This window comes from Priestia sp. 3CA3 (assembly GCF_056836725.1).
On record NZ_JBXENJ010000004.1, the window covers coordinates 418,958 to 444,485 of the forward strand.

Below are 25,528 nucleotides of genomic sequence, written 5' to 3' on the forward strand. Positions count from 1 at the left end.
TTAAGTGGATAATAAATGAAGATTAACTTAGCGTGTAAATGCGGTAAATGGTGCAAGATAAAGTGATACTATACATCCGTAAATCAATCTTTGAGGAATAATACGGCGTCTTGAAAGACTAAAATAAAAATGAAGTTATAACAAAGCAGGTAGCAGTTGCTTTTCTTAAAACAACGGGATAGTCTGAAAAGAACAAAAATGAAGATCACAAAAATTATATATTTTACTATTATAACAGAGTTTATATTTTTTTACAAATCAGCTTCCATTTACTTGTTTTGCTTTTCATAAAAAAAAAGCGAGCACATGATTAGGCTCGCTTTTGATTGCTTATCGAGTTTGTCCGTTTCCACTCATAATATATTTAATTGTCGTAAGTGCAGGAAGTCCCATTGGACCACGTGCATGAAGCTTTTGAGTTGAAATCCCAATTTCAGCTCCAAATCCTAAAGCTCCTCCGTCAGTAAAGCGCGTAGATGCATTATGATACAGTGCGGCTGCATCAACTAATGACATAAAGCGTGAAACGGCTTGTTCATCTTCTGAAATGATGGCTTCGGAGTGTTTTGTTCCATATGTTTCGATATGGTCAATCGCTTCATCCACACTCTCTACTACTTTCATCGCAATTGCTAAGCGTAAATACTCTTCAGCCCAGTCTTTTTCAGCCGCTGGTTTTGCTCCAGGAATTTCACCTACTGTCGCTTTGTCACCATATACTTCAATACTATGATCGTTGAATGCTTGAATCAATTCATCTTTATGAGAATCGAGCCAGTTTTTGTGTACAAGAACCGTTTCTGCTGCGTTACACACCGCTGGTCGATCTGTTTTTGCATTAATTAAAATCGGAATGGCCTTCTTAACGTCAGCTTTTTCATCGATGTAAATATGGCAGTTTCCGACTCCCGTTTCTAACACGGGAACGGTTGCGTTATTGACGACCGCTTGAATCAATGAAGCCCCTCCGCGCGGAATCAGCACGTCAATATGCTCTTTCATTGTAAATAATTCTTGCGTAGCCGCACGATCTGTACTTGAAATAAACTGTACCGCTTCTTTAGGAATTGGCGTTTCATCAAGAGCTTTATGAATAATGTCCACGATAGCTTGGTTAGATGAAATAGCTGAAGAGCCGCCTTTTAACACAATAGCATTTCCAGATTTCAACGCTAGCCCTGTTGCATCTACCGTTACGTTTGGACGTGCTTCATAAATCATTCCGATCACGCCAAGAGGCACCCGTACTTGCTTTACATCTAGACCGTTATCCAATGTCCAGCTTGATAAAATATCGCCTGTTGGATCATCTAGCTCAGCAACTTCACGAAGGCCGTTTGCAAATTCTTTTACACGTTCCGCTGAAAGAGCAAGGCGGTCCATAAGCGCTTCGTCAAAACCTTTTTCTTTCCCGTTTTTTAAGTCTACTTCATTTGCTTTTAAAATATACTCCGTGTTGCTTTCAAGTGTAGAAGCAATCGTTAACAGCGCATCGTTCTTTTGCTTTGTTGTTAGTAAACTTAATTGCTTAGCTGCTTTTTTTGCTGAAATAGCTTGTTCTTCTACTGAATACGTTTCATTTGTTTGTAACACCAAATCACTCCTGGATTCGTTTTAGTTTTGTTTGATTTTAAAGTGTGAGGCATAAGAGGTAAATGCAATCATGCAAAGAAAAGGAAGGGCTCCTTTTCTTTACAGCATGTTTGCTTACAAACCGACCGGTACTGGAATTTCTAAGTGACACACTAGACCTTCGCTGTCAACAATCGGTTGATCAATTGGCTCATTCAGTGCAAGTTCATCAGATGAATAATTTGTCACGCCAAGAGCCAGCTCATTGTCATCTTTATCTAGAATACGTACAACTGCTCGTTCACTAAAGTGGCCTTTAATATATTTAACATGCTCGCGAAGTAAAGGCTCTTTATCTTCAATAATTGCACGTTTCGCGGCATCTTCGACTACTATTTCCCCTTCAGGACCAGAGTTAAACGCAATCCACTGCTTTTTCTGATTAAGGTTCGCAGAATCATCTTCAGATTCAAAATACGTTCCTGTTGCATCCCCGTCAACCGCTTGTGTTAAAATGTTTGGCACGCCAGCTCTTCCTAAAAATGCTGGAATTCCTGACGCCATAGCGATTTTGAACGCGTCAATTTTCGAGCGCATACCGCCTGTTCCAACTGAACTTCCTGAATCTCCTGCAGATTCTTCGATGTCTTGCGTGATTTCCCCTACATGAGGAACTAATTTTGCATTTGGATCCTGACGAGGGTCTGCGCTGTATAAGCCATCGATATCCGATAAAATAATAAGCAGGTCGGAATCCACTAGTCCAGCAACTTTAGCTGAAAGTGTATCATTGTCGCCAAATTTTAATCGATTGATGGTTACCGTGTCGTTTTCATTGACAATTGGTACGATACCACGTTCTAACAGCACATTAATTGTATTTCGTGCATTGTTGTAACGATTTTCGTCTGAAAAATCGTCTCTCGTAATTAAGATTTGAGAAGCAACGTATCCATGTGATAGAAACAGTTCTGAATAAGCCTCCATTAACAGTCCTTGACCAATTGAGGCAGCTGCTTGTTTTTCAGGTAAAGAGCTAGGTCGCTCTAAGCAGCCAAGCTTGCGGTATCCTGCAGCTACAGCTCCTGATGAAACCAATAGCACTTCATGACCGCTGTCTTTTAAGTCTACGACTTGATCCACAAGGCGCTCGAGCTTCCGTCTGCTGATTTCACCGTGTGAACTTGTTAATGAACTACTTCCAATTTTAATTACAACCCGCTTCTTATTGTCGGGACTCATCAAATCACTCCTAGTGTGTTCTGTATGTTTTCTTGTTTATGATTATTTTTTTGTGGTGAGGAATTCACGAAGAAGATAAGTGACGAATTAATTAGTACTTGCCACTTTTTGTAGTTGAGCACTCATTTCTTTTGAACGCTTTGATGCTCCTTTGACTGCTTGCATCATTGCTTCTCCGCCGCCGTGTTTAGCTAAGGCGTCTAAACCAGCTGCTGTTGTACCGTTTGGAGACGTCACATTTTCACGAAGCTCCGTCGGCGTTTCATCTCTTTCCATCATCATTCTTGCTGCACCGTAAATGGTTTGGGCGCCAATTTCACGTGCTAGCTCAGGATCGAGACCTTCTTCTTTAGCTGCTTTTTCGATATGCTCCATAAGGAAATAAAAATAAGCGGGTCCACTTCCGGCAATTCCTGTGAAAATGTCCATTTGAGGCTCATCAATCACGTACACTTTTCCGATTGCAGAAAGCAGCTCTTTTGCTGTTAGCACAGCATCCATTGCAGCATATTGACCTGGAGATATAGCCGTTGCTGATTGCTGAATCATACTTGATGTATTCGGCATCACTCGAATGACCTGCTGTTCATCATGCAATAACTCTTCCATGTAAGAAGATGAAATCCCTGCAAGAACAGATAGGACAAGCTGGTCTTTGTTGATTTGAGGCTTTAATTCGTTTAATGCCTCTTCAGCGCCTTTTGGCTTCATCGCTAGAATAAAAACGTCAATGTCATCTGTTTTCAGCTCGCTGCGCTTTACTGCTTTGATACCATATCTATTTTCAAGTTCGTGCAGTCGCGCATCATTGCTGCGATTTGTTACGATAATATTTTCAGCAGGTAATTTCTTTGCATTGACCATACCAGAAATCATCGCTTCTGCCATTGATCCAGCACCTAAAAAAGCAACTTTTTGTTTTTGATCCATCAAATCTCCCCTGTCATTTGTTCGTATTTTTGTTCTCGTTTCTTTCAACGGTTCCTATAGTAACATGCTGAAAAAGAGTGTCAAGTTGAATTTAACCGTTTTTTTCCTCCTTGAGCGTATAACCTTATGCGTATGTAAGCGTAAACAAAACTTTTTTAAATATTTTTTTCTGCAAAAAAAAAACGATTTTTTTTATAAAAATACGTTTATATAAGGAAAATCGGGGCATATTACATAGTTTGGACTTTAAAATTTTTTTGCGAAAAATAGAGGAATTTTGAAAACGTTATTTGAACAATATAATAGGTTTGCTAAAATGAACCTATGTACCAGCATCTTGGTTTTTTTTGAAAAATTTACTTTTGATGTAAACCACGCTGTGCTGTCGACATTAAAATAAACAAAACGACATACAATCTAGGAAGTGTCGAAACATTATTGGAGGTTCTATTATGAAGAACAACTCGTTTTCTACAGTTCCATCGTCTTCAGAAGGAATAGAGAAACAGGATTTACACGTTGTGGGAATTGGCGCTTCTGCCGGAGGGTTAGAAGCTATTGAGCAGTTTTTCGCTAATATGCCTTCACCAAATGGAATGGCGTTTATTATTGTACAGCACCTTTCCTCTAAATATAAAAGTTTTATGCCCGAACTTTTAGCAAAAAAAACAGGAATGAATATCAAACTGACACAAGACGGGATGACTTTACAAGAAGACACAATTTATTTAAATCCTCCCCATCATTATGTGACCGTTGTGGATCATACTCTTCACCTTCGTCCTTATGAAGAAAATGATCAGGTAAAGTATCCGATTGACGCCTTTTTTCATTCTCTGGCCGCTGCAAAAAAACACCGGTGCACAGCCATTATTTTATCGGGAAAAGGAAATGATGGAACAGGAGGAGCAAAAACGATAAGAGAGTATGGCGGAACTGTACTTGTACAAGATGAAAGCACAGCAAAGTACAGAGATATGCCCCTAAGCGCTATTGATGCACACCTTGCTGATTATATTCTTTCTCCTGCTGATATGCCTGACCTTGTGCAAACGCATGTCAGCCAAACTGAATTTACATATAATGAAGAAACGCTGCAATACATTTATTCATTAATAAAGAAGAAAACAGGCATCGACTTCTCTATGTACAAAAAAAACACGGTGCTGCGACGACTTGAAAAAAGAATGGCTTTACTCGATCCGCCCTCTCAAACGATGGAAGAGTACCGGGACTATTTATGTAAGGAAGCCGAAGAAATCGTCGAACTGCAGCGAGACCTGCTGATTGGAGTGACGCAATTTCTTAGAGATAAAGAAGCATTCTCTATTATTGAAGAACAAGTCATCCCTCAATTAGTTGAAAGAAAGATTCATAGCCAAGAAGATGAAATCCGCATCTGGGTAGCAGGTTGTTCTACTGGTCAAGAAGCATATACATTAGCTATTTTGCTTCATGACTATTTATCAACAATCAACCGTTATTTCGATGTCCGAATCTTTGCTACGGACATCGATCGTCATGCAATCAAAAGAGCGAGTCAAGGCATTTATGAAGAAGCGGAAGTTCATTCCTTCTCAGCAGCTCAGATTAATGAATATTTTGAGCAAACAAAACACGGTGGTTATCAAGTTAAAAAAACAATCCGTAAAATGATTGTTTTTGCCCCGCATAATATAGGAAAAGACTCGCCTTTTGTAAACGTTGATTTAATCAGCTGTCGAAATATGATGATTTACTTCCAAGCTGAACTGCAGCAGCGCATTCTGTCTCTTTTTCATTTTTCTTTGACAGAAGAAGGCGTACTTTTTTTAGGCCCTAGTGAAACAACGGGAAATTTGTCTGATTTGTTCCGCCCTATCAACAGTAAGTGGAAAATATTTAAACGTTCGGGGCAGCCCAGCCGACAAATTACAGGAGCTTTTAATCTTTCAAAATCCAGCTTGCATGAAGGTGATTTTTCTAGCGTACCGCTGCCAAGTCAACTTTATAAGCCTCTTCCTTCGCTTAAATTGGATGAGATGTATCAGTCAATGATTGATCATTTTATGAGCCCTTGTCTTGTATTAAATGAATACAACGAAGTGATATTTTGTTCAAAAGAAGCGACTCAGCTTATTAACGTTCCTGTGGGGAAGATTAATTATACCATTTTCAAAATGGTTCCCGTTCACGTCTCTTTAGCCATTGGAGCAGCTATTAAACGCGTAAAAGAGCAAGGTATGAGCGTATGCTGTCAGCACATTGAATTTGTCATAAACAACGTGCAGCGCCGTTTTAATATTACGATATCTGCCCTTCCAACAAATCACTCTCTTTACTTACTTATGTTTGATGAACAGACAGATAGTGCCATTATTGATAAGGAAGAGCCCATGTTTCTTAATCAAACAAGCTCTATTAGTGAGCTTGTAGTAGATTTAGAGCAAGAGCTTCATTACACTCAGCAGCATTTGCAAACGACGATTGAAGAGCTAGAAACAGCAAATGAGGAGCTAAAGTCCACGAACGAAGAACTGATTGCTTCCAACGAAGAGCTGCAGTCCACAAATGAGGAATTGCAGTCTGTTAATGAAGAGTTAATTAGTGTTAACAACCAGTACGAGCGAAAGATTGAAGAATTAACGGACTTAAACAACGATATTGATAATTTATTAATCAGTACAACTATTGCTACCATCTTTTTAGACGAGCAGCTGAATATTAAATTATTTACGCCGGAAACGAAAACAGTGATCAACGTTCTTCATCAAGATATCGGAAGACCTTTCTTTCATATTTCGCATAACTTTAGATATGACCATCTAATCGAGGACGCAATGCACGTTTTAAGAACAAATAACACCCTTCAAAAAGAAATTCAAAGCTACGATAACCAATGGTATAGCATGAAAATGATGCCTTATCGTACGAATGAGAATTTAATTAACGGTGTAGTTATCACGTTTATTAATATTACAGAAATTAAACGATCAAATGAAGAATTGGCTATTACATCATTTGCAGTAGCTCACAGTCCTACGGGCATTTTTATTACCGATCATCAAGGTAAAATTAAGTACATTAATCAAAAATTCATGGAGCAAAAGCATGCGCCGCAAGAAGTATTTGGGCTGCACCTCTACGACTTATATACAAAAAAGCTAGGCGTTAAAAGATTCCCTAAAATTTGGAATGAAGTATACAGAGGAGAAAAATGGAACGGAGAAATTTCCTACGTTCAAGAAGACGGAGAAACCGTTTGGGAACAGTTAGCCTTAATGCCTGTTAAAAATGATCAAGATGAAATCATCCATTACATTGGTTTAAGTGAAGACATTTCACAGCGCAAACAGTCGGAAATGATGCTCAAAAATTCAGAGATGCTGTCAGCACTTGGACAGCTGGCTGCCGGCATTGCCCATGAAATACGAAACCCTCTTACATCATTAAAGGGCTTTTTACAGCTTATGATGCAAGAAGAAACGTATAAAAAAGAATATATGGATGTCATGATGTCCGAGTTTAATCGCTTAGAGCTGATTATTAGCGAACTGCTCATTCTAGCCAAACCCGAAGTCGTAAAATATGAAAATAAGCAGATAAATTTAATTCTTCAAGACGTATGTACACTGCTGCATACACAGGCCATTCTTAAAAACATTACTATTTCAACGGATTTTGAAGAAAAATTACCTGTTGTTCATTGTATTGAAAAAGATATGAAACAAGTATTTATCAACATGGTGAAAAATTCTATTGAAGCGATGGATGACCCCGGGTCTATTCTAGTGGTATCTAAATTTGATCCAGATACAAATCAAGTAGTCGTCCAAGTGATAGATGAAGGAAAAGGCATGCCGAAAGATCGATTAACACGAATTGGCGAGCCTTTCTATACAACAAAAGAAAAAGGAACAGGATTAGGATTGATGGTGAGTCATAAAATCATTAGTAATCATAAAGGAAGCATTTCGTATGATAGTGAAGAAGGCAAAGGAACAACGGTAGAAATCCGATTGCCGCTTTCTTAATGTACTTTGTTCTTCTGTCTTAAGCAGTCAAGCTCCTGATTAATTAAATCTTGAATGTCAAACAAATGTGTAGAGACCAATTCAATATACTCTCCTTTTCCTGCTTCAATTACGTCGGAGCGGATAATACTTAGGAGGTCTTGAATGGTTAGCACATTTGTTTTCATTTCTCGAAAATGACGCTGAAGATCAACTAGCTGCATTTTTTTCGCCGTTTCTACATCTGTTTCTCTGACCGAAAAACCTTGGTTCACTTGTGGTGAGTCTTGCATAAGTATAGAGCGAAACTGTTGAAGGGTTGATTGAACACTCATCATATGCTCATGAATAGGATAGCAGAAAACAGCATGCAGCGAATGGTACGCTTCAGGCTTAAAATGAAAATCAAAAAGAGCAACCGGGTTGGAAAACGTGCGCATATTTACTTCGATTTGCACTTCTTCCTTTCCCTGGAGTGCTCTTTTTACTTTTTCTTGGCTGTCTTCATCAACTAGATCTAAAAAGTTCTGAACAGGCGGGAAATTTTTCGTGACGCTTGGTGTAAATTCAATTATTTCGTTGTCTTTATTGAGTAAAAACATTGGAACCGGAATGTGTTGAATCGGCAAACTGATCATATTTCTTCCCCCATTACTAACATTTTATCTTGCGTCGAACTTTCTTTATTGTTGATTAGAAGCCAGTCTTTAAAAGCTTGAATATGATTAATGAATATAGTTTTTGAAGATCCTGAAGCCGATAAATCATGCGTGCTGAGAAGCCTGCTGCCCACTAATACAAGAGGACTTTGCGACATGCTTTCAATCTCAGCAATGTATTTTTGTAAATCAGGCAGCAAATGCACTTGTGAGACGGACAAACATACTACATCAGGATCCCATCTTTCAATGCTTTTTAGAGCGAACGGCAGCGGCAAGTTTGCTCCTAAGTTTTTAACTTCCCATCCGTGTTCGCTCATAAGTCCTGCAATCATTTTAATGCCTAAGTAATGCTCTTCTCCTTCAATACAAAAAAGAAGTGCTCGATTACGCTGAAGCAATTGATGCTGTGATAGCTGAAAGCGAGTTAACACATAGTCACAGGTTGCAGTAGCCAAATGCTCGTCCGCGACTGAAATTTTATTTTCTTGCCACCTTTTCCCTATCTCATACATCGCTTCTGTCAGAAACGTATATACGTCAGTTGAAGAATGGCCTTCTTCTATATATATAGCAATGAGCAGCCAGCTTTTTTGAACGTCTCCTTCTAGCAAACAATCAGCTAAAGCCGCTACACTACGAGAGTAAACGATAAGATCACGCCCTTTTCCTAAAGTTACAATAGATCTCTAGGCAAAACTTCTTTTTTGCACGATGGACAACATGCGTAGACGCCTTTATTTTCATCATACTCTACGTTCATCGGCTGCTTGCATGCTCTACATACAGCATGTACGTAGTTTAAATATTTTTCCACTAATAAACGTGTTGCCCCACTTGTTTTCCCGCAATAATAGCAAATAAACCTTACTTTTCCTTTTTTTGTTATCTCTACTTCTCGCATATGCTGACAGGATTCACAGCGATCCCAGCTGCGAAGGTAATTACTCAAAGAATATTGTGGTTTATTTGTTTCTATATGCATTTTTGTTTCTTGATTTCTTGTTTTATCTTCTGTAAAATCAATTGACCGAATAAGCTGTTTAGCGCCTAGCTTTGACTCAATTCTAGCTGCCATAAACGCTTCATTTTTTCCGCCGTAAGGCATATTGATCCATATAGTGGATTCATCGATGATAAGCAGTGACATCGGAACAGCAGATGAAATGACGTGAGCACCGTCAATTCGAACTTCTTTTGGTTCACGAGTAAGAACGGTCACTTCACCTTTAAATGAATGTAACATCTCCCGTATTTCTTGAGGAACAAGCGAAGCATAAGGAATACACAATAAAATCTGCTGCCGAGCTTGATATAAATCTTTTTTTAACTGACTGCTGTTCGATGGATGGTACCAAATCAATTTCCGATGCTGAATGACTTCTTTTAAAAATTGCTGAGGTTGGTATACTTTTTGATTTTCGTTAAAGTGGTTGACCAACTTCCATAACGCTCGCTCCTTTGGTACACGCTGCTGGACAAACGACTCGTCTGAAAGCATCATAAATTTTCCTTTTGAACGCGTCACCGCTACATTTACCAATCGGTCGCTATTTTCATTTGTTAAAAGTAAACCTGGTTTTGACTGCGGCTTTGTATCGACCGTATCAAAAATCATGATATCTCGTTCCGCGCCTTGAAATTTGTGTACGGTTGCTGCGATTATATCGCTGGCTGGTTCAATATCTTGAAGAAATGCATTGATCAATTTAGTTTGAGACTTATAAGGGGTCACATAGCCAATAGTAGCCGAAGAAGCTTTGCGTGCCCGCAGTATCAAACTTACCGCCAAAACAGCCGTTATCACATTATAGCGTGAACCGGAAGCGACATCTCGCATAGCGGAAGAATGCAACTGACCAATGTTAAGCATAAGCGCTGCTTCATGAGCAAACGGCCGGCTGCTTGCTACTACTTCTCGACTTGTTGTGACAGATGGATGATCCCCTACTCGATTGCTGTAAATATAGCGATTTGTAAAAGCTGAGATATCTTTATGCATTCTTCTTTGCTTTTTCAACATAAAAAGATGCGGGTGGATCTCACCGCTTTCTACTTGCTCTACAAGACCCGTCTGCTCAAATAAATCTCGCTGCAGCCACTTCTTCACTTCAGCATGAGAAGATTGAGATACCGGGGGAAGCTGTTTAAAATCGCCGCATACGACAATTCGTTTTCCTAACGTAGCTGCAAAAGCAATTTGCGGTGCATATGCCATGCTTATTTCGTCTACCACAACCATATCAAATTCACTTTGATAAAGTAATCGGTCAATAGCCGCTTTTGATAAAGTAGTGCCTACAATATACGCTTGATCAAAAACATTTTTCTCCGCTTCAATCCACTTGTTACGAAGGGCGTTTAGCTTTTTATTAACTTGCTGAAGCTGGTGAGCTCTATTGGGATACCTGCTTAAGTAAACTCGTTCTTCTTGCAAATCACGCATCTCCTGAGCTAAATCCGGATCATCTTCTCCAATGACTTCTTCTACTTTTATATTTTCTAAGCCGCTGCTTTTTGTTGCTCCGTATCGAATGAGTTTTCCTTTTTCCCAAGCTTCTTTCTTTTTTAACTGACGTGCAGTTTCTTGCAGCAAACCGTCCACCGCTGCATTACTGTGAGATAATAAAAGGATCCGCTTTGATTTCCGGTAATAGCTTGCCGCGATTTTGGACAGCGTATATGTTTTCCCTGTTCCAGGAGGCCCCCAAATATAAGTAGTACGGTTATAACGCGCTCGCAGCAACACTTCATGAAGAGCGTTCTTAGACGTATACTCCTTATGACGAACAGGACTATCGCCTCTCATAAGACGTTTGATTCTTACTATTTTTTGCTTGTAGTCTTTTGCTTCCGTCAGTCTATCAATGAGCGCCTGCAATAATTCCCATGGTTCGTTATATATATCGAGTTCGTCTACTTCTTGTCCAATAAACGCATCTATTTTAAGGTACAAATCAAATCCTTCCGTTCCGATAACTTCTCCTTTATTTTCTTTATGCTGGTGGACAAGGCGTACCTGAGCTCCATCAAAAAGGTATAAATCGGCTGTGCGTTCAAACCGGTAAAGATACGCATCTCCCTGCTGCCCTAAGTACTCTCCTTTTCCTACCGTATACTTTTCTCCGCCGTGTTTCTTCATATAATTAATCTCAATTGAAAGTGCGCGCACCCATGCTTTTAAATATGAAGAGATAGCGCGTTTTTCCATAGATGTCTAACTCCCTTTTTATCCGTTCATTTCTAACTTGTCTATTCTATCATGTCATTTGAATATAGCATAGCTTCTTTCTTCTTCATTTTTATAAAAGCAGAATACCTTTTTTACTAGTCTATCTCTCCAGACAAATTAAGACTTTTTTCATCATAATCGTAAAAAAACTGCGTTTTTTCTATATTTTTAGACGTATTGTTACAAACTTGTAATATAAAACCTACCATTTTGTCATGAGTTTGTTACATATTGCTGATAGAATAAGAGACAACTATTGGAAATAAAGGAGAATTATTAGATGAAAAAACACATTTTTACATTAGGGGCCACAGCTTTAGTATCAATTGGAATTGCAGACGCAGCATCGGCTGACACAGACACGCATAAAGTAAAAGCTGGAGAAACGTTATTCAGCATCTCACAGCAGCATAATGTAACAGTTGAAGACTTAAAAAAGTGGAATGGTCTTTCTTCCACACTAATTTATGCAAACCAAACATTACAAATTGGATCTACATCTACTGACTCTTCATCTAGTTCAACTCCAACTACAACATCTTCAAATCATACATATACAGTAAAATCAGGTGACACGCTTTATCGTATCGCTAAAAACAACGGTACTTCTGTACAGCAGCTAAAAGAGTGGAATAACTTATCTAGTCATTTAATTTATGTGAATCAAGTATTAAAAATAAACGGAACAGGAACAGTTTCATCATCACCTTCAGCACCTGTACAAGAAAAAACAAACGAAACGCAGGCATCCCCGGCTCCTAGCAACAGTAAAAGTTATAAAGTTCAGCCTGGAGATACAATGTGGAGCGTAGCACAGCGACACGGCATTTCAATTTCTCAATTAAAACAGTGGAATAACTTATCGTCTAATACGATTTACATTAATCAAGTGCTACAAGTAGGCGGACAAGCTGCAGCTCAGGCGAAACCATCAACGCCATCACCTGCTGCTCCTTCAACACCGTCAACTTCAGCACCGTCGACTTCAACGCCGGCACCTGCTCCAGAGCAAGAAAGTAAGTCGGTTTCGAAAGAGATTACGGTTGAAGCAACAGCTTATACTGCTTACTGTGCGGGCTGCAGCGGAATCACTGCTACAGGCATCGACCTAAGGTCAAATCCTAATCGAAAAGTAATTGCAGTTGATCCTCGCGTGATTCCATTAGGTTCTCGCGTATACGTAGAAGGTTACGGAGAAGCAATTGCTGGAGATACTGGCGGTGCCATTAAAGGTACTCGCGTTGATTTATTTATGGCATCTCAAAGCTCAGCTTTAAATTGGGGACGCAAAACGGTAAAACTTCAAATTTTAGATTAATCATTAAAAGCAGAAGCGTGTTAGTCGCTTCTGCTTTTTAATTTCTTTTCAAACATAATCATATCGATAGCTTGCAGGCCATTCTCGTAAATCGGTGGAGCGTACTGCAAAAAGAAATTCTTTTTGACACCGCTTTGATAAAAGCCTGCCTTTTTATAAAATGCTATGTTTTCAAGACTGGAGTCCGCTGTTCCTACAATCATTTTAGAATATTGGTTACGTTCATACAGTACTTCTAACTTTTTAATGACTTTGCTGCCGATTCCTTTTCCTCTGTATGCTTCTTTTAAACCGATATTCTTTACTTCTACTGCCGACTCCTCTTCATCGGTGAGGCACTGCACAACTCCTATCTCCTTCTTTTCATACACAATGGTAAATAAGGAACCTTCATTTATATACGACTTCACTACTTTTTCGTCTTCATCCCCTATTAATAGCAGGTTTAAATAGGAAGCGTGCCGGTCTTTATCAATTTCAATAAGGTCGATACTCATTTTCATCCTCCAAAAAATAAGTCAATAATATTGCTGCCTCTTGAAGATGATTTATTATATAGCTCTGAATACCCGCAGCTCGTGCAATATACCACAGTAAATTGATTGTGCTGAACGTCTAAGTATCTAGACAGCCCCGTTCCCGTTGTAGCAATTTCTTTTGTTTTTGCTTCTGTATGTCGGCATTTTACACAACCGTTTTTCCCCATTGCCATACTCCTTTACAAATAAAATAACTTCTTATTTATATAAACGGATATAAAAGGAAAAAGTTTCATTAAATTGATAAATAAAGGAAAGTAAGAAACCGCATCTCCAACAGAAGATGCGGTTTCTTACTTTTAATATCAACGGGATGACTGTGCACTCGATTTCTATAACAGCAATTCTCTTTTCATAATTTCAACGTTTTTCTGATGACATTGTGCCGTGAAATCAGATGGGAATGCCAATTTGTCGTTTAGCTTATCAAGCGCTTCTTTACTGTCTTCTTTCACTGCAGCTTGCAGTTCATCTAAATAAGAGCTGGCCATCTCCACTCGTCTTTGAATTTCAGCTCGGTGATGTGTCGTTTTTCCGTGTCCGGGAACTAGTGTTAGATTTTGGTGCTTAGCTAAAATGTGTCGCGCAGTAGCAAGAGTGTCGCGGTAATCGTTTACACTTTCATATATGTACGGATATTCAAAGTCCGATAAATAATCCCCTGCGATCCATATTGAATTATCGACAATCATAAATAGTCCATCGTTTGTATGACCTTTTGCAAAATAACAGGTAATAGATGTTTCACCTAAGGTAATGTGCTGTTCATTTTCGGTTACCACAATATCCAGCTCCGGGAATATAATATCATGAGATCTTTTTATATAATAGTCATGATCAAACTGCTTAATCATTTGAACTTTTTCTTCTTTGTCCGGATGATTTTTTAAAAATTTGCTGCCGATAAAGGTGGCATTTAATTCTAAGAAAGCGCCATACCCAATGACATGATCAAAATCTCCGTGAGTAAAAAATACATACAGCTTGCGATGATTTAAGATCTCTTGAACATGCTGTTTAATTTCATTAATTTCGTGAGGAAGCCATGTTGGATCAACAACAATCACACAGTCTTTTGTTTCAATCACTGCAGATGTTGTTTGAAATAGCGCGCTTTCAAAAACCGTCATTTGCTCCGTTTTGTATTGAATCATAGAGAACAGCTCCTTATTTTTTCTATCACCCTTATTATAGCGGAAATAGAAAGATAAGGGCGCGTATGACGATTTATAAAACGAAACTATGCAAGATGTGATAAAATGCGGAACCAGCCAAACAATGAAATCCAAATAGGAATACTAAATAAGGTTCCCCAAAATAAACCTTTCAAAAAGTTCCCTTGATTCATTCTGATATTCCTCACCTTCATCATATGTTGGTTCTTAGTCTAGCTCACCTTAATGAAATTTTAGTGAAAAATAAAAAAGAAGCAGCTGCTTCTTTTTTATTTATTATAAAATTGGTGGTCGTACTTAATTTTCGGCAGCTCGCGTACTTCCTGCGACATTCCTGTTCCGCACATCGGACAGTTATAATCAACCGTAACAAAATCTTCTCTCATCCACCCATTACATGATTCAGATTGACACGCATATACAGTCGTATCCATCATTTGATCTACTTCTTCTTCTACGGCTTTTTTTGCAAAATACATGTGCACAGCTCCCTTTTTTTCTTAGTATATGTAAAATTCCCATTTTTTATTTACAGCTTGATCACTTTTTCATCCAGCGTTATTGGACACCACTATTTAATTGTGTATAATTAAATAAAAAGCAATAGACTGGAGGCAACATGAATGGAACAACTTTATAAGCAGCTGCAGCTAGAAAATCAGCTTTGTTTCTCAATTTACGCCACGTCTCGAGAAATTACAAAGGTGTACAAGCCGCTGCTCGATAAATTAGGAGTAACCTATCCGCAGTATTTAGCCCTTCTTGTTTTATGGGAACATGAAACACTCAGCGTGAAAAAAATGGGCGAACTTCTGTATTTGGATTCAGGCACCCTTACTCCTATGCTAAAAAGAATGCAGGATCAAGAATTAGTGATTCGTGAGCGTTCTCATGAAGATGAACGCGTTGTTTTTATTAGTTTAACCGAAAAAGGAAAAAAATTACGTGATAAAGCTTGTCATATTCCAGAAGAAGTTTTTAGCATGACAAATAAGTCACAGGGAGAATTAGAAAAGCTGAAAGAAACGCTGCAGGAGTTACTGCAATCACTGCATACGTACAATCAAAAATAGACCATATAAAATTGCACATAAAAAAAACGCCTGGATTTCAGAAAAATCCAAGCGTTTTTTTATTTACTCAACCGTTGTATTTAACGTTACGTTAACATTTCCGCGCGTTGCTTTAGAATACGGGCAGAATTGATGTGCATCTTCTACTAGCTTCTCAGCTACTTCTTGTGAAACGCCTTTAATATGAGCGTTTAACACCACGCCAATTTTGAAGCCATCATCAGTGTGGTCTTTTAGTAGACTTACTTCTGCAGTAATAGACGAATCAATGTCTTTTTTTTGTTTTTTAGCGATTAAATTTAAAGCGCCGTCAAAACAAGCAGAATATCCTGCTGCAAACAGCTGCTCGGGATTTGTTCCTTCTTTTTTGTTATTTGGAGAAGGATTTACAAGGGTTAAATCAATAATACCATCATCTGATTTAACTCGACCATCTCGGCCTCCAACCGCTGTTGCTTTAGATGTAAATAGTGCGTCTGACATAAGATCACCTCATAGATTATTTTATGTAATTTCATTGCAGACAATTAAAAAAGTCGCAATCAAATTCATTTTGTAATCACTTTGATTACCGTGATAGTAATGTACTTCCCCTTCTATAATGAGTGTAAACCTATTATTTTATACAAAAAAAGAGAGTTACCTCTCTTCTTTTCCTCTTTGTTTTTTTAAACCGCTTTGAATAATGTTATCTCCATATTTTTCACGCAAACTTTCGACCGCTTTGTATAAAGGCTCTTTTTTTGCTTGTTCTCCGTATGTAAACAAATCCAACTGTTCTTCTTCTTGAAGCTGGTGACTCACTTGAAGAGCAGCTACGCCCAATAAACGAATCGGTTCTCCGTTCCAATGCTTTTGAAATAATACCGCACTGTAATGAAAAAGATCGTTTGGCTCGCTAATTGCTTTAGAAATAGTTTGGCTTCGAGTAATGGTTTTAAAATCACTATATCGTATCGTTAACTGAATCGTTTTGCTTACAACTTTTTTCGCTTTCATACGAGAACTCACTGAGTGCGATAGTTTATTTAAAATAGGCAGAACTTCATGTTCATCTACTGCATTTTGAGATAGCGTCGTAGAGTTTCCAATTGATTTAAACTGTGATTGGCGATCAGGGTTCACCTGTCGATCATCTTGGCCCCACGCTCGGTCTCTCATAACTTCTCCTTTTACTCCGAGAGTTTGTTTAAGAAGACCGGGAGCGGCATTTGCTAGATCACCGATCGTCACCACCTTAATCGCATTTAGCTTTTCAGCTGTCTTCTTACCGATTCCGTGCATTTCCTCTACGGCTTTTGGCCAAAGAACTGTTTGGACATCTCTTTTTCGAAGAACGGTAATTCCTAAAGGTTTTTGCATATCACTTGCCGTTTTGGCTAAAAATTTATTCGGTGCGATTCCAATTGACACAGGAATTTGCAGCGTCTGTATTAAATGCTGCTGAATGGACTTTGCTATGTCAAGAGGAGAGCCTAATTCAGCACAGTTTGTAATATCCAAATAGCCTTCATCAATTGAAGCGGGCTCTAAAAGAGGTGAAATGGTTACTAAATAATCAAACATGTTTTTGGACACTTGGCGATATAATGGAAAATTAGGCTTTATAACAACCAGCTCGGGGCATTTTCTTTTCGCTTCCCAAAGAGGCATAGGCGCATACACTCCGCGTTTACGAGCAATATAGTTACAGGTTACAACAATTCCTCTTCGTTCTTTTGGATTGCCAGCAATAGCAAGAGGCTTATCTTTGAGCGTATGATCATGTGCGGTTTCAACAGATGCATAAAAAGCATTAGCATCAATATGAAGAATAACTTTGCCGTTTTTAGGGTACATCATTTTCATACTATCACCTCTTTCTGTATAATTAATCCCCGAAAGAAGAACGTACATTCTTATTTATTATAACTCTTTTTTCCTAAGTTGTGCGTACCTATACTTTATTTTTATTTTGAGCGAACACTGTGTGTCACTCTCTCGTATTCTAATGAAGAAAGGAGGAAGAAAACGTGATTGATCAGCTTATCGGAGCCATTAACCAATTAGGCTACGGATATTTCTTTTTTATCATTTTAGTCGGAGCCAACCTTACTCCTATTCCTGACCCAGTATATATTATGCTTGCAGGCAGCCAGGCTACGTCTCCATCCGTTCAGTATATTCCAGCTTTTATACTTACCTACAGCGGCATGATGCTTAGCTTATACCTCAAGTTTTTGATAGCCAGTCTTTTTTCAGCTCAGGCGCTTGCGCTATTAAAACGCCCGCGATGGGAAAAGAATGTTATGAAAGTTGAGCGAACGATTCAAGAATATGGATCTCACGCCATCATCGCAAGCTACTTTTTACCAGGAATGCGACATGTAATGCCTTTTTTTCTCGGGGCAAGCGGAATGAAGCATCGTCATTACATTAAAGTCTCATTTTCTTTTGGTTTCATTTGGACGCTGGCTTTATTTATTTTCGGTTCCTTTTTTAATACGACATCTTCTTATACTGATGTGATTGAGATCACTTTAGCTTTTTGTGCGATCAGTTTGATTATCTATGCCGTTCAAAGAAGAAAAATACGAAAAAAACAGCAGTAGTTTGTGTAAAAAAGTTCTTTTTCACAAACTGCTGCTGTTTCATTTATATTAAATGACTTCATTATATCCCTTCACAAAGTATTTGCGCGCGCGGTAAAGAGCTGATTTTAACGTAGTCATCTGCATATTTAATAACTCGGCAATTTCTTCATATTTAAATCCTAATCCATATTTTAATAGAAGCAAATTGCGATACTTAGGATTCAATTGATTTAAAATCGCCTGACATTCAGCCGCTTCTTCATTTCTGAGGACCTGCTGAATAGGCGTATACATAACGGGTTCTTCTTTGTAAGAAGACGTATAGCGGTCTTTCACTATTTTACGCCTTCCTAAATCACAGCGTTTATTTAATGCGACGCGAAACATCCAAGCTTTTATTTTTTCAGGATCGACCATTTCTTGTTTTTCTAAATATTTTAATGCTACTTCTTGCGTAATATCTTCAGCGTCTTGTCTATTCACACCATTTTTTAATAAATAAGCCAGCACCTGATTTAAATAATCTTGTAATTCCTCGCCGCACATAATAAGTTCTCCCTTGTTATTTTAGTTTTTCTTTTAGTTCTGCTGGCAGTTCATTTTCATTCAACATATAAATCTGAGGAGTATCTACTTGGTCTTTGTAATAAAAAGCAACAAGATAATCTCCCGTGTCTCGTAAGTTCGCATGTTGAAGAAGTGTTTCTACCTGCTGATTGTTTTTTACTTTAATTGCTTTCTCATCCTTCATTAGAGATGTAAACTCTTCTTGAAGACGATAATCGTTTTTAAGATGAGAAGAATTTTTAAACACTTCGGTTTTTTCTACGTCCTTTGGCATGAGACGAGCACGTTCATATAAACCCTCTTTTTTCAGCCATGCTTCTACTTCGCTATAAGACTTATCCCAAGATGCAGTTTGTACGTACTGTCCTTTTCCATCCATAAACTCAATTGAAGCCCAGCTTTCTTTTGTGCTGTACATTTCATCAAACGTTTCATTCATCATCGACTGTTTGACTACGTGTATAAGTTCTTGTACTTTATCTGGATTTGTAATGTTGATTGAATTTGACTTTCCTTGAACAGAAAAACTCACGCTTTTAATTTTATCCGTGTTTTTTGTTCGTAAAAGCGGATGGAAATTTTCTTTGTATTCTTTTGTTTCTGCAATTTCTTTATAAAAAGCTTTATAGTCTGAAAATGGAATAAAGTATTCTCGGACCATTTGTTTTCCATTTTTTAATTTATAAGCAAATACAGCCATTTTACCGTTTCTGCTTTCTATTTCACTTTGTTTATCAGGATCCAGCTTCTTATCTTTAGATGCTGTAATTTGTTTTTGCAGCTGACGAACACTCTGAATCGTTTCTTTACTTGTATAGTAATATGGAGCTTCATAATAGCCATTCATTCCATTTGCATAGTTTTCAGGTTTATCAGTCAATGGATATATATCTTCATCGAAATATACACTTTCAATCTCTGAAGCTGCCGGTACTTTAGTAGAGTAGCCAAATACATCTAAATGAATGATAAAGCCCACAATAGCTGCGGCTATAACAAAGCCTAGATACCCTTTCCATTTCGTAAAGATCCGCCACGTTTTATTTAAGATAATTTGAGCAACGATATAACCTATTAATGAACCAATAATATAGCCCACGACCATCCATGAAAATTCACCTTTCATGCTAATAAAGTAAAATCCGCCTAACATGAGTGAACAAGCGGTTACTCCGTATACGAATACCGGTTTTAACCAGCTAACTGAAATGGTTTGCGTAGCAGCTTCTACTTTTCTTTTTTGGTAGGTGATTAAAGCAATGATGTAAAATAAGACAATGAGTCCAATATAAACAAATGCACTAGTAGAAAAGCTTTTATGAGCTACCATTTGCGCTACGTGTGAAAACGGAACAAGGCTGTCAACATTTTTGTTCACGTAATAGTCATACGCATAACCGTACCAGTAAAACTTTACATTAGATATAGCTAAATAAGAGATTCCGCCGGGTAGAAGAAATAGAACATATAAAAAGATTCCTTGGAGGACAGACATTCCGGTGAACATTCCCGCTAAAACAGTTCCAGTCAGCACAAATAAGTTAATTAAAATACTGTAACCGACCCAGCTTAGAACATCTCCTGTTGTATAAACATCCTCAACGGTTAAAACTCCTTTAACGGCAAAAGTAACGACTCCCGTAATTAAAATAGGAACAACTAAAACCAACGCGCCCAGAAGCATATTTTGATGAAACAGCGTAGAACGCTTAATTGGTAAACTATGAATATAGTCAGCCGCAATCTTCGTTTGGATATATCTAAATAGAAAAATACCAAGTAACACTGGTACAACAAACATAAACACAAATTCCAGCCCATCCAATACGTTAAATAGCGTATCTGGTTTTTCTATATAAGGCTCTACCTTTCCTGTGAAAGTAAAAATCAGTTGTAAAGGTAAAGCGAACAGCAGTACTAGCAAGTATACAAGCCCAATCCATCCCACGTTTCTCATGGATTGAATCCACATGCCGCGGTTAAACGATGATGTTTTCGATTGCATAACCCACATCCCCCATTTCATAAATAAAGATTTCTTCCAGCGTAAGTGGCAAGATGTCAAAAATTAAAGGCTTATACGATCGGACTTTGTTTACTAAGTGATTTTCTTTTCCTCGAACAATACAAAGCAAGACGCTTCCTCGTTTTTCTTGATATAAAATGTCTAGCGTGTCATAAAGCGCTAGCGGCACATCTCCTTCGAATGCAACTTGAATTTTGTGCACATCAGACTTTAAATCATCCAGCTCTTTTTCAATTAATAATTGACCGTGATGTAAGATGCCTACATGATCACACAGATCTTCCACTTCTCGCAGGTTATGTGACGAAATTAAAATCGTCATTTCCCGTTCTGCCACGTCTTGAACAAGAAGGTTTTTAATTTTTTGACGCATTACCGCATCTAAACCGTCGAGCGGCTCATCTAAGATAAGTACATCAGGCATAGCAGACAGCGCTAACCAAAATCCTACTTGACGCTGCATTCCCTTGGACATTCTATGTACCTTTTTATGTAATTGAATTGGGAAAGCTTCTTTTAATTTTTGGAACCGTTCTTCGTTCCAAGTCGGATAGACGCTTCTATAAAAAGACGCTAATTGCTTAATCGTTGTTTGAGGGAAAAAATAAAGAGAATCTGGCATAAAAATAATACGTTCTTTTAAACCAACGTTTTCGAATACTTCCTCGCCGTCTATGGCAATCTTTCCGTGATCCTGCTTGTAAATACCTGCAATGATTTTTAATAGCGTTGTTTTCCCTGCCCCGTTGGAGCCAAGCAGTCCGTAAATAGATCCTTTTTTTATAGAAAGCGTGACGTCTCTTAGAGCTTCCATTTCTTCAAACTCTTTTTTTATCGCCTTCAGTTCAATCACTATCGCTTCCTCCTTTTACTGCTTTTTCAGCCTGTGAAATAAGTGATAGAATTTCATCTTTGTCCATTCCTAAATACATAGCTTCTGCCAACAGCTTTACTAATTCTTCTTTCATCTTTTTCACCTTCTCGTTATTTAGTGTATCAACTTGAGGCGTTACAAAACTTCCTTTGCCTGGAACTGAATAAATATAGTTTTGATGTTCTAGTTCACGATACGCTTTTTGAATTGTATTTGGATTAATCGTTAATTCTTTTGCTAACAGCCGAACAGATGGAAGCTTTTGATCGGCCTTAAAGACTTCATGAATAATAAGCTCTTTCAATTTATCTACTAATTGCTCGTATATCGGCTTACGACTACGAATATCTAAATCGAACATAGTCTGCCTCCCTTCATCTACCCAAAATCATGATGTGTGTACTAGGTGTATTAACTGTATTACTTATCGCATTACAGTTAATATTATAGTATGTTTTCTGGAAAAAACAAGTACTTTTTTTACTTTTGTTACAAATAGATGACAAAAAAGTGTTTAATAGCTTTACAGATGAAATAAAAATAACTGTAAACAAATTACGCAGGCTGCCTTCGTTGCAAGCTAACATACTCCTTTAAGTCAGCACCTTGTTTTACTTTTCTTAACCAAGTGCCTCTAGTTATTACCATAATAATGTTTTATAATGTTTATAATTAATTTTTTTAATATAAAAGGAGCCATACTCTATGTACTATGATGCGTTAAAGACGTTTGTTTCTGTTGTAGAAGAGCAAAGCTTTACAAAAGCTGCAGAAAAATTAATGATTTCACAGCCAAGCGTAAGCGTACACATCAAAAATCTCGAAAAAGAATTTCAAACTTCCCTGTTCCTGCGTTCACCTAAAATGTTAAAAATCACACCCAGCGGCGAAATTTTATACGATCGTGCTAAACAAATGATTCAAATATATGAGCATACGAAACGAGATATTTACGAACACCATCACCGTGTCAAAGGAATGCTAACGATTGGCGCCAGCTTTACAATTGGCGAATATATTCTTCCTTCCTTTTTAGCAAAGCTTCGTGAACAATATCCTGATATTGATGTAGAAGTGACGATCGGTAATACAAAAGAAATTGCTCAGCTTGTTCGTCATTTCAAAGTGGATGTAGGGCTTATTGAAGGTCACACGGAAGAGTCCGATTTACATATTCAGTCCTTTATGGACGATGAACTTGCCATCGTTGCGTCAGTGGATCACCCTTTGGCTCAGCTTAAAAGAGTAGAAATTGATGATTTACAAAACCAGCGGTGGGTAGCGCGTGAAAAAGGCTCTGGAACAAGAGAATATTTAGATCACGTTCTAATGTCCAACGGTTTAAAAATGAAAAGCATGCTAACGATCAGCAGCAATCAAGGAATTAAAGAAGCGATTGTTCACGATTTAGGAATGTCTGTACTCTCGCTTTGTGCTATTAAAGAAGATGTAGAACAAAAGCACCTGTCGATTCTCAATGTTAACACCGCTCCTTTTAAGCGCCGTTTTTCTTATATCTATCCTGCTAACAGCGCTCATAAAAAAGTAGCGGAGCTTTTTATCCAGCTTTTAAACTAGGGAATGAAATTAAGACATAACTAAATTACTTCAATTTAAAGACTAAAGTAGCTAGTATAAATTACTTGCGACACCGCAGTTGATTTCCGTGCAAGACTTCGCTTTCCGCGGGCGTCCGTTGAGCCTCCTCGTCGCTTCCGCTCCTGCGGGGTCTCACCTGTTCCGCTTTCCCGCAGGAGTCTCCGTCTTGCCCTCCAATCAGTTGCTAGAAGGAACGAAACAGATGAAACTATGTTCATCATAACAAAAAAAACGAACCACTAATCAAACATGTTGATCAATGGTTCGTTTTTCACTTGGGCTAAAATCCTTTTGTACCGGCCTCTTTTTTAAATCAATAGCTATATGTCTTTACATTTTCTTAGTGAACGTGCGTCTGCTGAGCCGGCATTTTTGATAAACGAACAGCTAAGAAAAAGGCTGTTGTAAGAAACACACCAATTAGAGCAATCACACCTTTCCAGCCGTACGCGCTCCAGCATAAGCCGGCCGCAGTCCCTCCAATGCTCGATCCTGCATAGTAAAAAAATAAATATAAAGACGAAGCCTGCGCTTTGTCATGCGTTGCTCTTCTTCCTACCCAGCTGCTGGCGATGGAGTGACTTCCGAAAAAGCCAAACGTCAGCAGCAAAAGCCCGGTAATTTTTATCCATAAAACGGGATGCAGCGTAACGATTGAACCTATAAGCGTAACAGCAATCGTACATAACAGCACCTTTTTCCGACCGTATCGATCCGCCAGCGTCCCCATCCAGACTGAGCTGAATACTCCTACAAAGAAAATGACAAAAATAAAACTTACAAGAGTATGATTCCAAGAATACGGAGGAGCAGATAAAGCGTATCCAATATAATTGTATAAAGCTACATTACTTCCAAGCAGTGCAAAACCAATAGCAAAAAGACAAAGCATCCCTTTATCTTGAAGATGACTGCGAAGAGAGCCGGTAAGCTGACGAAGTTCAAATGACCGAGAAGTAAAGTTCTGTGAATCAGGCAAGTTCATAAAAAAAACAAATGTGGCCAATAAGCTGATTGCGCTTACAACATCAAGAGCTACAGACCAGTTAAAATACTCCGTGAGCACTCCTGTCATAAGCCTTCCCGCTACGCCTCCAAAGGCGTTTCCGCTTATATAAATCCCCATCGCTTTTCCTAAACTTCCGGGTTCAATTTCTTCTCCTAAGTAAGCCATGGCCACAGAAGGCAGTCCTGCTAACACGATTCCTTGAATAACGCGAAAAACTAACAGCGTTTCAAAGGTAGAGCTAAATGCTGTCATGATGCATAGCAATGACGCAAAAATTAACGATAGGCCCATCAGTTTCTTTCGTCCCCACACTTCCGATAAAGAACCTAAAAAAAGCATACTAACCGCAAGCGTGATGGTCGTTAACGAAAGAGATAAACTCGCAAAAGCCGGGGATATTCCAAATTCTCTAGAAAATTCAGGTAAAATGGCCTGTGTACAATATAAAATTGAAAATGTGTTGAAGCCTGCTGCAAAAAGCGCAACATTTGTTTTGCGAAAAGCCGACGTTCCAATTACGGTATAACTCACAGTTGGTCACTTCCTTTTTTCTCTAAAAAAAGCATATCACGGTTTTTTTATTCTGTATAATTCATTATGTAAATCGTTTTCATGCATTTCGGTAATGAGTAAAGTGAAAATAGGAATGGACAACAACCGGAGTATTTTCAAACGACTGTATGCAAGACTGTTATGCTTTCTTGCTTTACACACAAAAAAAATCGAGCCAATTTTTCATGGCTCAACTTTTTAATTCAATACATAAGATGCTAATACTTTTTGCACGTCGTAAATGCTTTTATCTTTACGAAATTCTTTTGAAATCGGCGCGCTAGAACCAGATACCCAAATATTTAATTCGGCATCTAAATCGAACGTTCCAGCCGTTTCTACGCTAAAATGTGTAATCGTTTTATAAGGAATGGAATGATAATCTGTTTTCTTTCCCGTCACTCCTTGTTTATCAACGATAATTAAACGTTTCGTCGTAAACACCATTAAATCGCGAATGACTTTATACGCTTGTTCCACTCGCTCGTTGGCAATTAAAATGTTTTGTAAATCTTTTTCAGTTCCTCTTATATCTGCTTCTGATGCATTTCCTAATAGTCCATCTAATATACCCATGCTTATCACTCCTTTCTATC

General features: G+C 38.2%; 24 protein-coding genes. 5 read left to right on the plus strand and 19 right to left on the minus strand.

Annotated elements, in window-relative coordinates; genetic code table 11:
* Positions 1–330: 330 nt before the first annotated feature.
* The 3 genes from AC1VNJ_RS14015 to proC form a co-directional block, all read right to left on the minus strand.
* Entirely contained in the window at positions 331–1,593 is a 1,263-nt protein-coding gene (locus tag AC1VNJ_RS14015; RefSeq protein WP_028413397.1) for a glutamate-5-semialdehyde dehydrogenase, read from the minus strand.
* A gap of 114 nt (positions 1,594–1,707) precedes the next feature.
* Positions 1,708–2,814 (minus strand): glutamate 5-kinase, encoded by a 1,107-nt coding sequence (gene proB, locus AC1VNJ_RS14020; RefSeq protein ID WP_028413398.1) that lies wholly within the window; start codon positions 2,812–2,814, stop codon positions 1,708–1,710.
* An 87-nt stretch (positions 2,815–2,901) separates the two neighbouring features.
* Positions 2,902–3,744 (minus strand): pyrroline-5-carboxylate reductase, encoded by an 843-nt coding sequence (gene proC / locus AC1VNJ_RS14025; RefSeq protein WP_028413399.1) that lies wholly within the window; start codon positions 3,742–3,744, stop codon positions 2,902–2,904.
* Positions 3,745–4,196: 452 nt separating this feature from the next.
* Between proC and AC1VNJ_RS14030 the strand changes: the two genes are divergently transcribed.
* Positions 4,197–7,757 carry a CheR family methyltransferase gene (locus AC1VNJ_RS14030; protein ID WP_251440395.1) on the plus strand — a complete coding sequence of 1,187 codons (3,561 nt, stop codon included), beginning with the start codon at positions 4,197–4,199 and terminating at the stop codon, positions 7,755–7,757.
* On the opposite strand, the gene AC1VNJ_RS14035 is transcribed toward AC1VNJ_RS14030, so the two are convergent.
* From AC1VNJ_RS14035 to AC1VNJ_RS14045, 3 genes are read right to left on the minus strand one after another with little or no spacing between them, the layout of a single operon-like run.
* On the minus strand, positions 7,754–8,374 hold the full coding sequence (locus tag AC1VNJ_RS14035) for a hypothetical protein (protein WP_033578942.1): 621 nt from the start codon (positions 8,372–8,374) through the stop codon (positions 7,754–7,756). The two genes, AC1VNJ_RS14030 and AC1VNJ_RS14035, sit on opposite strands and share 4 nt — an antisense overlap.
* Positions 8,371–9,078 (minus strand): cobalamin B12-binding domain-containing protein, encoded by a 708-nt coding sequence (locus AC1VNJ_RS14040; RefSeq protein ID WP_308012831.1) that lies wholly within the window; start codon positions 9,076–9,078, stop codon positions 8,371–8,373. The genes AC1VNJ_RS14035 and AC1VNJ_RS14040 overlap by 4 nt, the downstream gene beginning before the upstream one ends.
* Positions 9,072–11,606 (minus strand): AAA domain-containing protein, encoded by a 2,535-nt coding sequence (locus AC1VNJ_RS14045; protein WP_482640922.1) that lies wholly within the window; start codon positions 11,604–11,606, stop codon positions 9,072–9,074. The genes AC1VNJ_RS14040 and AC1VNJ_RS14045 overlap by 7 nt, the downstream gene beginning before the upstream one ends.
* A gap of 301 nt (positions 11,607–11,907) precedes the next feature.
* Here AC1VNJ_RS14045 and AC1VNJ_RS14050 point away from each other — a divergent pair, with 301 nt between their 5' ends.
* Positions 11,908–12,945 (plus strand): LysM peptidoglycan-binding and 3D domain-containing protein, encoded by a 1,038-nt coding sequence (locus tag AC1VNJ_RS14050; protein ID WP_482640923.1) that lies wholly within the window; start codon positions 11,908–11,910, stop codon positions 12,943–12,945.
* Between the two features lie 20 nt (positions 12,946–12,965).
* Here the strand turns inward: AC1VNJ_RS14050 and AC1VNJ_RS14055 are convergent, their stop codons facing one another.
* The 4 genes from AC1VNJ_RS14055 to AC1VNJ_RS14070 all read right to left on the minus strand — a co-directional run bounded on the left by AC1VNJ_RS14055 (position 12,966) and on the right by AC1VNJ_RS14070 (position 15,138).
* Entirely contained in the window at positions 12,966–13,442 is a 477-nt protein-coding gene (locus AC1VNJ_RS14055) for a GNAT family N-acetyltransferase (RefSeq protein ID WP_257042828.1), read from the minus strand.
* Positions 13,443–13,444: 2 nt separating this feature from the next.
* Positions 13,445–13,651 carry a zinc ribbon domain-containing protein gene (locus AC1VNJ_RS14060; protein ID WP_482640924.1) on the minus strand — a complete coding sequence of 69 codons (207 nt, stop codon included), beginning with the start codon at positions 13,649–13,651 and terminating at the stop codon, positions 13,445–13,447.
* Between the two features lie 165 nt (positions 13,652–13,816).
* On the minus strand, positions 13,817–14,638 hold the full coding sequence (locus tag AC1VNJ_RS14065) for an MBL fold metallo-hydrolase (protein ID WP_028413406.1): 822 nt from the start codon (positions 14,636–14,638) through the stop codon (positions 13,817–13,819).
* A 290-nt stretch (positions 14,639–14,928) separates the two neighbouring features.
* A complete protein-coding gene (locus AC1VNJ_RS14070; protein ID WP_014460174.1) occupies positions 14,929–15,138 on the minus strand; it encodes a cold-inducible protein YdjO-related protein in 210 nt (69 codons plus the stop codon).
* Positions 15,139–15,282: 144 nt separating this feature from the next.
* Between AC1VNJ_RS14070 and AC1VNJ_RS14075 the strand changes: the two genes are divergently transcribed.
* Positions 15,283–15,732 carry a MarR family winged helix-turn-helix transcriptional regulator gene (locus AC1VNJ_RS14075; protein WP_014460175.1) on the plus strand — a complete coding sequence of 150 codons (450 nt, stop codon included), beginning with the start codon at positions 15,283–15,285 and terminating at the stop codon, positions 15,730–15,732.
* Between the two features lie 63 nt (positions 15,733–15,795).
* Here the strand turns inward: AC1VNJ_RS14075 and AC1VNJ_RS14080 are convergent, their stop codons facing one another.
* Together AC1VNJ_RS14080 and AC1VNJ_RS14085 are read right to left on the minus strand one after the other, a co-directional pair.
* The gene (locus AC1VNJ_RS14080) at positions 15,796–16,215 is read right to left on the minus strand and encodes an organic hydroperoxide resistance protein (RefSeq protein ID WP_016764045.1); all 420 of its coding nucleotides are present in this window, start codon (positions 16,213–16,215) and stop codon (positions 15,796–15,798) included.
* A 156-nt stretch (positions 16,216–16,371) separates the two neighbouring features.
* On the minus strand, positions 16,372–17,580 hold the full coding sequence (locus AC1VNJ_RS14085) for a DNA polymerase IV (protein ID WP_047751006.1): 1,209 nt from the start codon (positions 17,578–17,580) through the stop codon (positions 16,372–16,374).
* 164 nt (positions 17,581–17,744) lie between these two features.
* Between AC1VNJ_RS14085 and AC1VNJ_RS14090 the strand changes: the two genes are divergently transcribed.
* On the plus strand, positions 17,745–18,323 hold the full coding sequence (locus tag AC1VNJ_RS14090; protein ID WP_014460178.1) for a DedA family protein: 579 nt from the start codon (positions 17,745–17,747) through the stop codon (positions 18,321–18,323).
* A 48-nt stretch (positions 18,324–18,371) separates the two neighbouring features.
* On the opposite strand, the gene AC1VNJ_RS14095 is transcribed toward AC1VNJ_RS14090, so the two are convergent.
* From AC1VNJ_RS14095 to AC1VNJ_RS14110, 4 genes are read right to left on the minus strand one after another with little or no spacing between them, the layout of a single operon-like run.
* On the minus strand, positions 18,372–18,851 hold the full coding sequence (locus tag AC1VNJ_RS14095; protein ID WP_028413409.1) for an RNA polymerase sigma factor: 480 nt from the start codon (positions 18,849–18,851) through the stop codon (positions 18,372–18,374).
* 16 nt (positions 18,852–18,867) lie between these two features.
* Positions 18,868–20,877 (minus strand): DUF6449 domain-containing protein, encoded by a 2,010-nt coding sequence (locus tag AC1VNJ_RS14100; protein ID WP_034266003.1) that lies wholly within the window; start codon positions 20,875–20,877, stop codon positions 18,868–18,870.
* On the minus strand, positions 20,852–21,751 hold the full coding sequence (locus AC1VNJ_RS14105; RefSeq protein WP_028413411.1) for an ABC transporter ATP-binding protein: 900 nt from the start codon (positions 21,749–21,751) through the stop codon (positions 20,852–20,854). The genes AC1VNJ_RS14100 and AC1VNJ_RS14105 overlap by 26 nt, the downstream gene beginning before the upstream one ends.
* Entirely contained in the window at positions 21,744–22,133 is a 390-nt protein-coding gene (locus AC1VNJ_RS14110) for a GntR family transcriptional regulator (protein WP_013083081.1), read from the minus strand. The genes AC1VNJ_RS14105 and AC1VNJ_RS14110 overlap by 8 nt, the downstream gene beginning before the upstream one ends.
* A gap of 344 nt (positions 22,134–22,477) precedes the next feature.
* Here AC1VNJ_RS14110 and AC1VNJ_RS14115 point away from each other — a divergent pair, with 344 nt between their 5' ends.
* The gene (locus AC1VNJ_RS14115; protein ID WP_047751008.1) at positions 22,478–23,350 is read left to right on the plus strand and encodes a selenium metabolism-associated LysR family transcriptional regulator; all 873 of its coding nucleotides are present in this window, start codon (positions 22,478–22,480) and stop codon (positions 23,348–23,350) included.
* A gap of 35 nt (positions 23,351–23,385) precedes the next feature.
* Here AC1VNJ_RS14115 and AC1VNJ_RS14120 read toward each other — a convergent pair whose 3' ends face one another.
* The 3 genes from AC1VNJ_RS14120 to AC1VNJ_RS14130 form a co-directional block, all read right to left on the minus strand.
* Positions 23,386–23,592, minus strand: coding sequence for a hypothetical protein (locus AC1VNJ_RS14120; RefSeq protein WP_482640932.1), 207 nt, complete (start codon positions 23,590–23,592; stop codon positions 23,386–23,388).
* A gap of 119 nt (positions 23,593–23,711) precedes the next feature.
* Positions 23,712–24,911 (minus strand): MFS transporter, encoded by a 1,200-nt coding sequence (locus AC1VNJ_RS14125; protein WP_047751009.1) that lies wholly within the window; start codon positions 24,909–24,911, stop codon positions 23,712–23,714.
* A gap of 219 nt (positions 24,912–25,130) precedes the next feature.
* On the minus strand, positions 25,131–25,508 hold the full coding sequence (locus AC1VNJ_RS14130; RefSeq protein WP_028413413.1) for a PH domain-containing protein: 378 nt from the start codon (positions 25,506–25,508) through the stop codon (positions 25,131–25,133).
* Between the last annotated feature and the right edge of the window lie 20 nt (positions 25,509–25,528).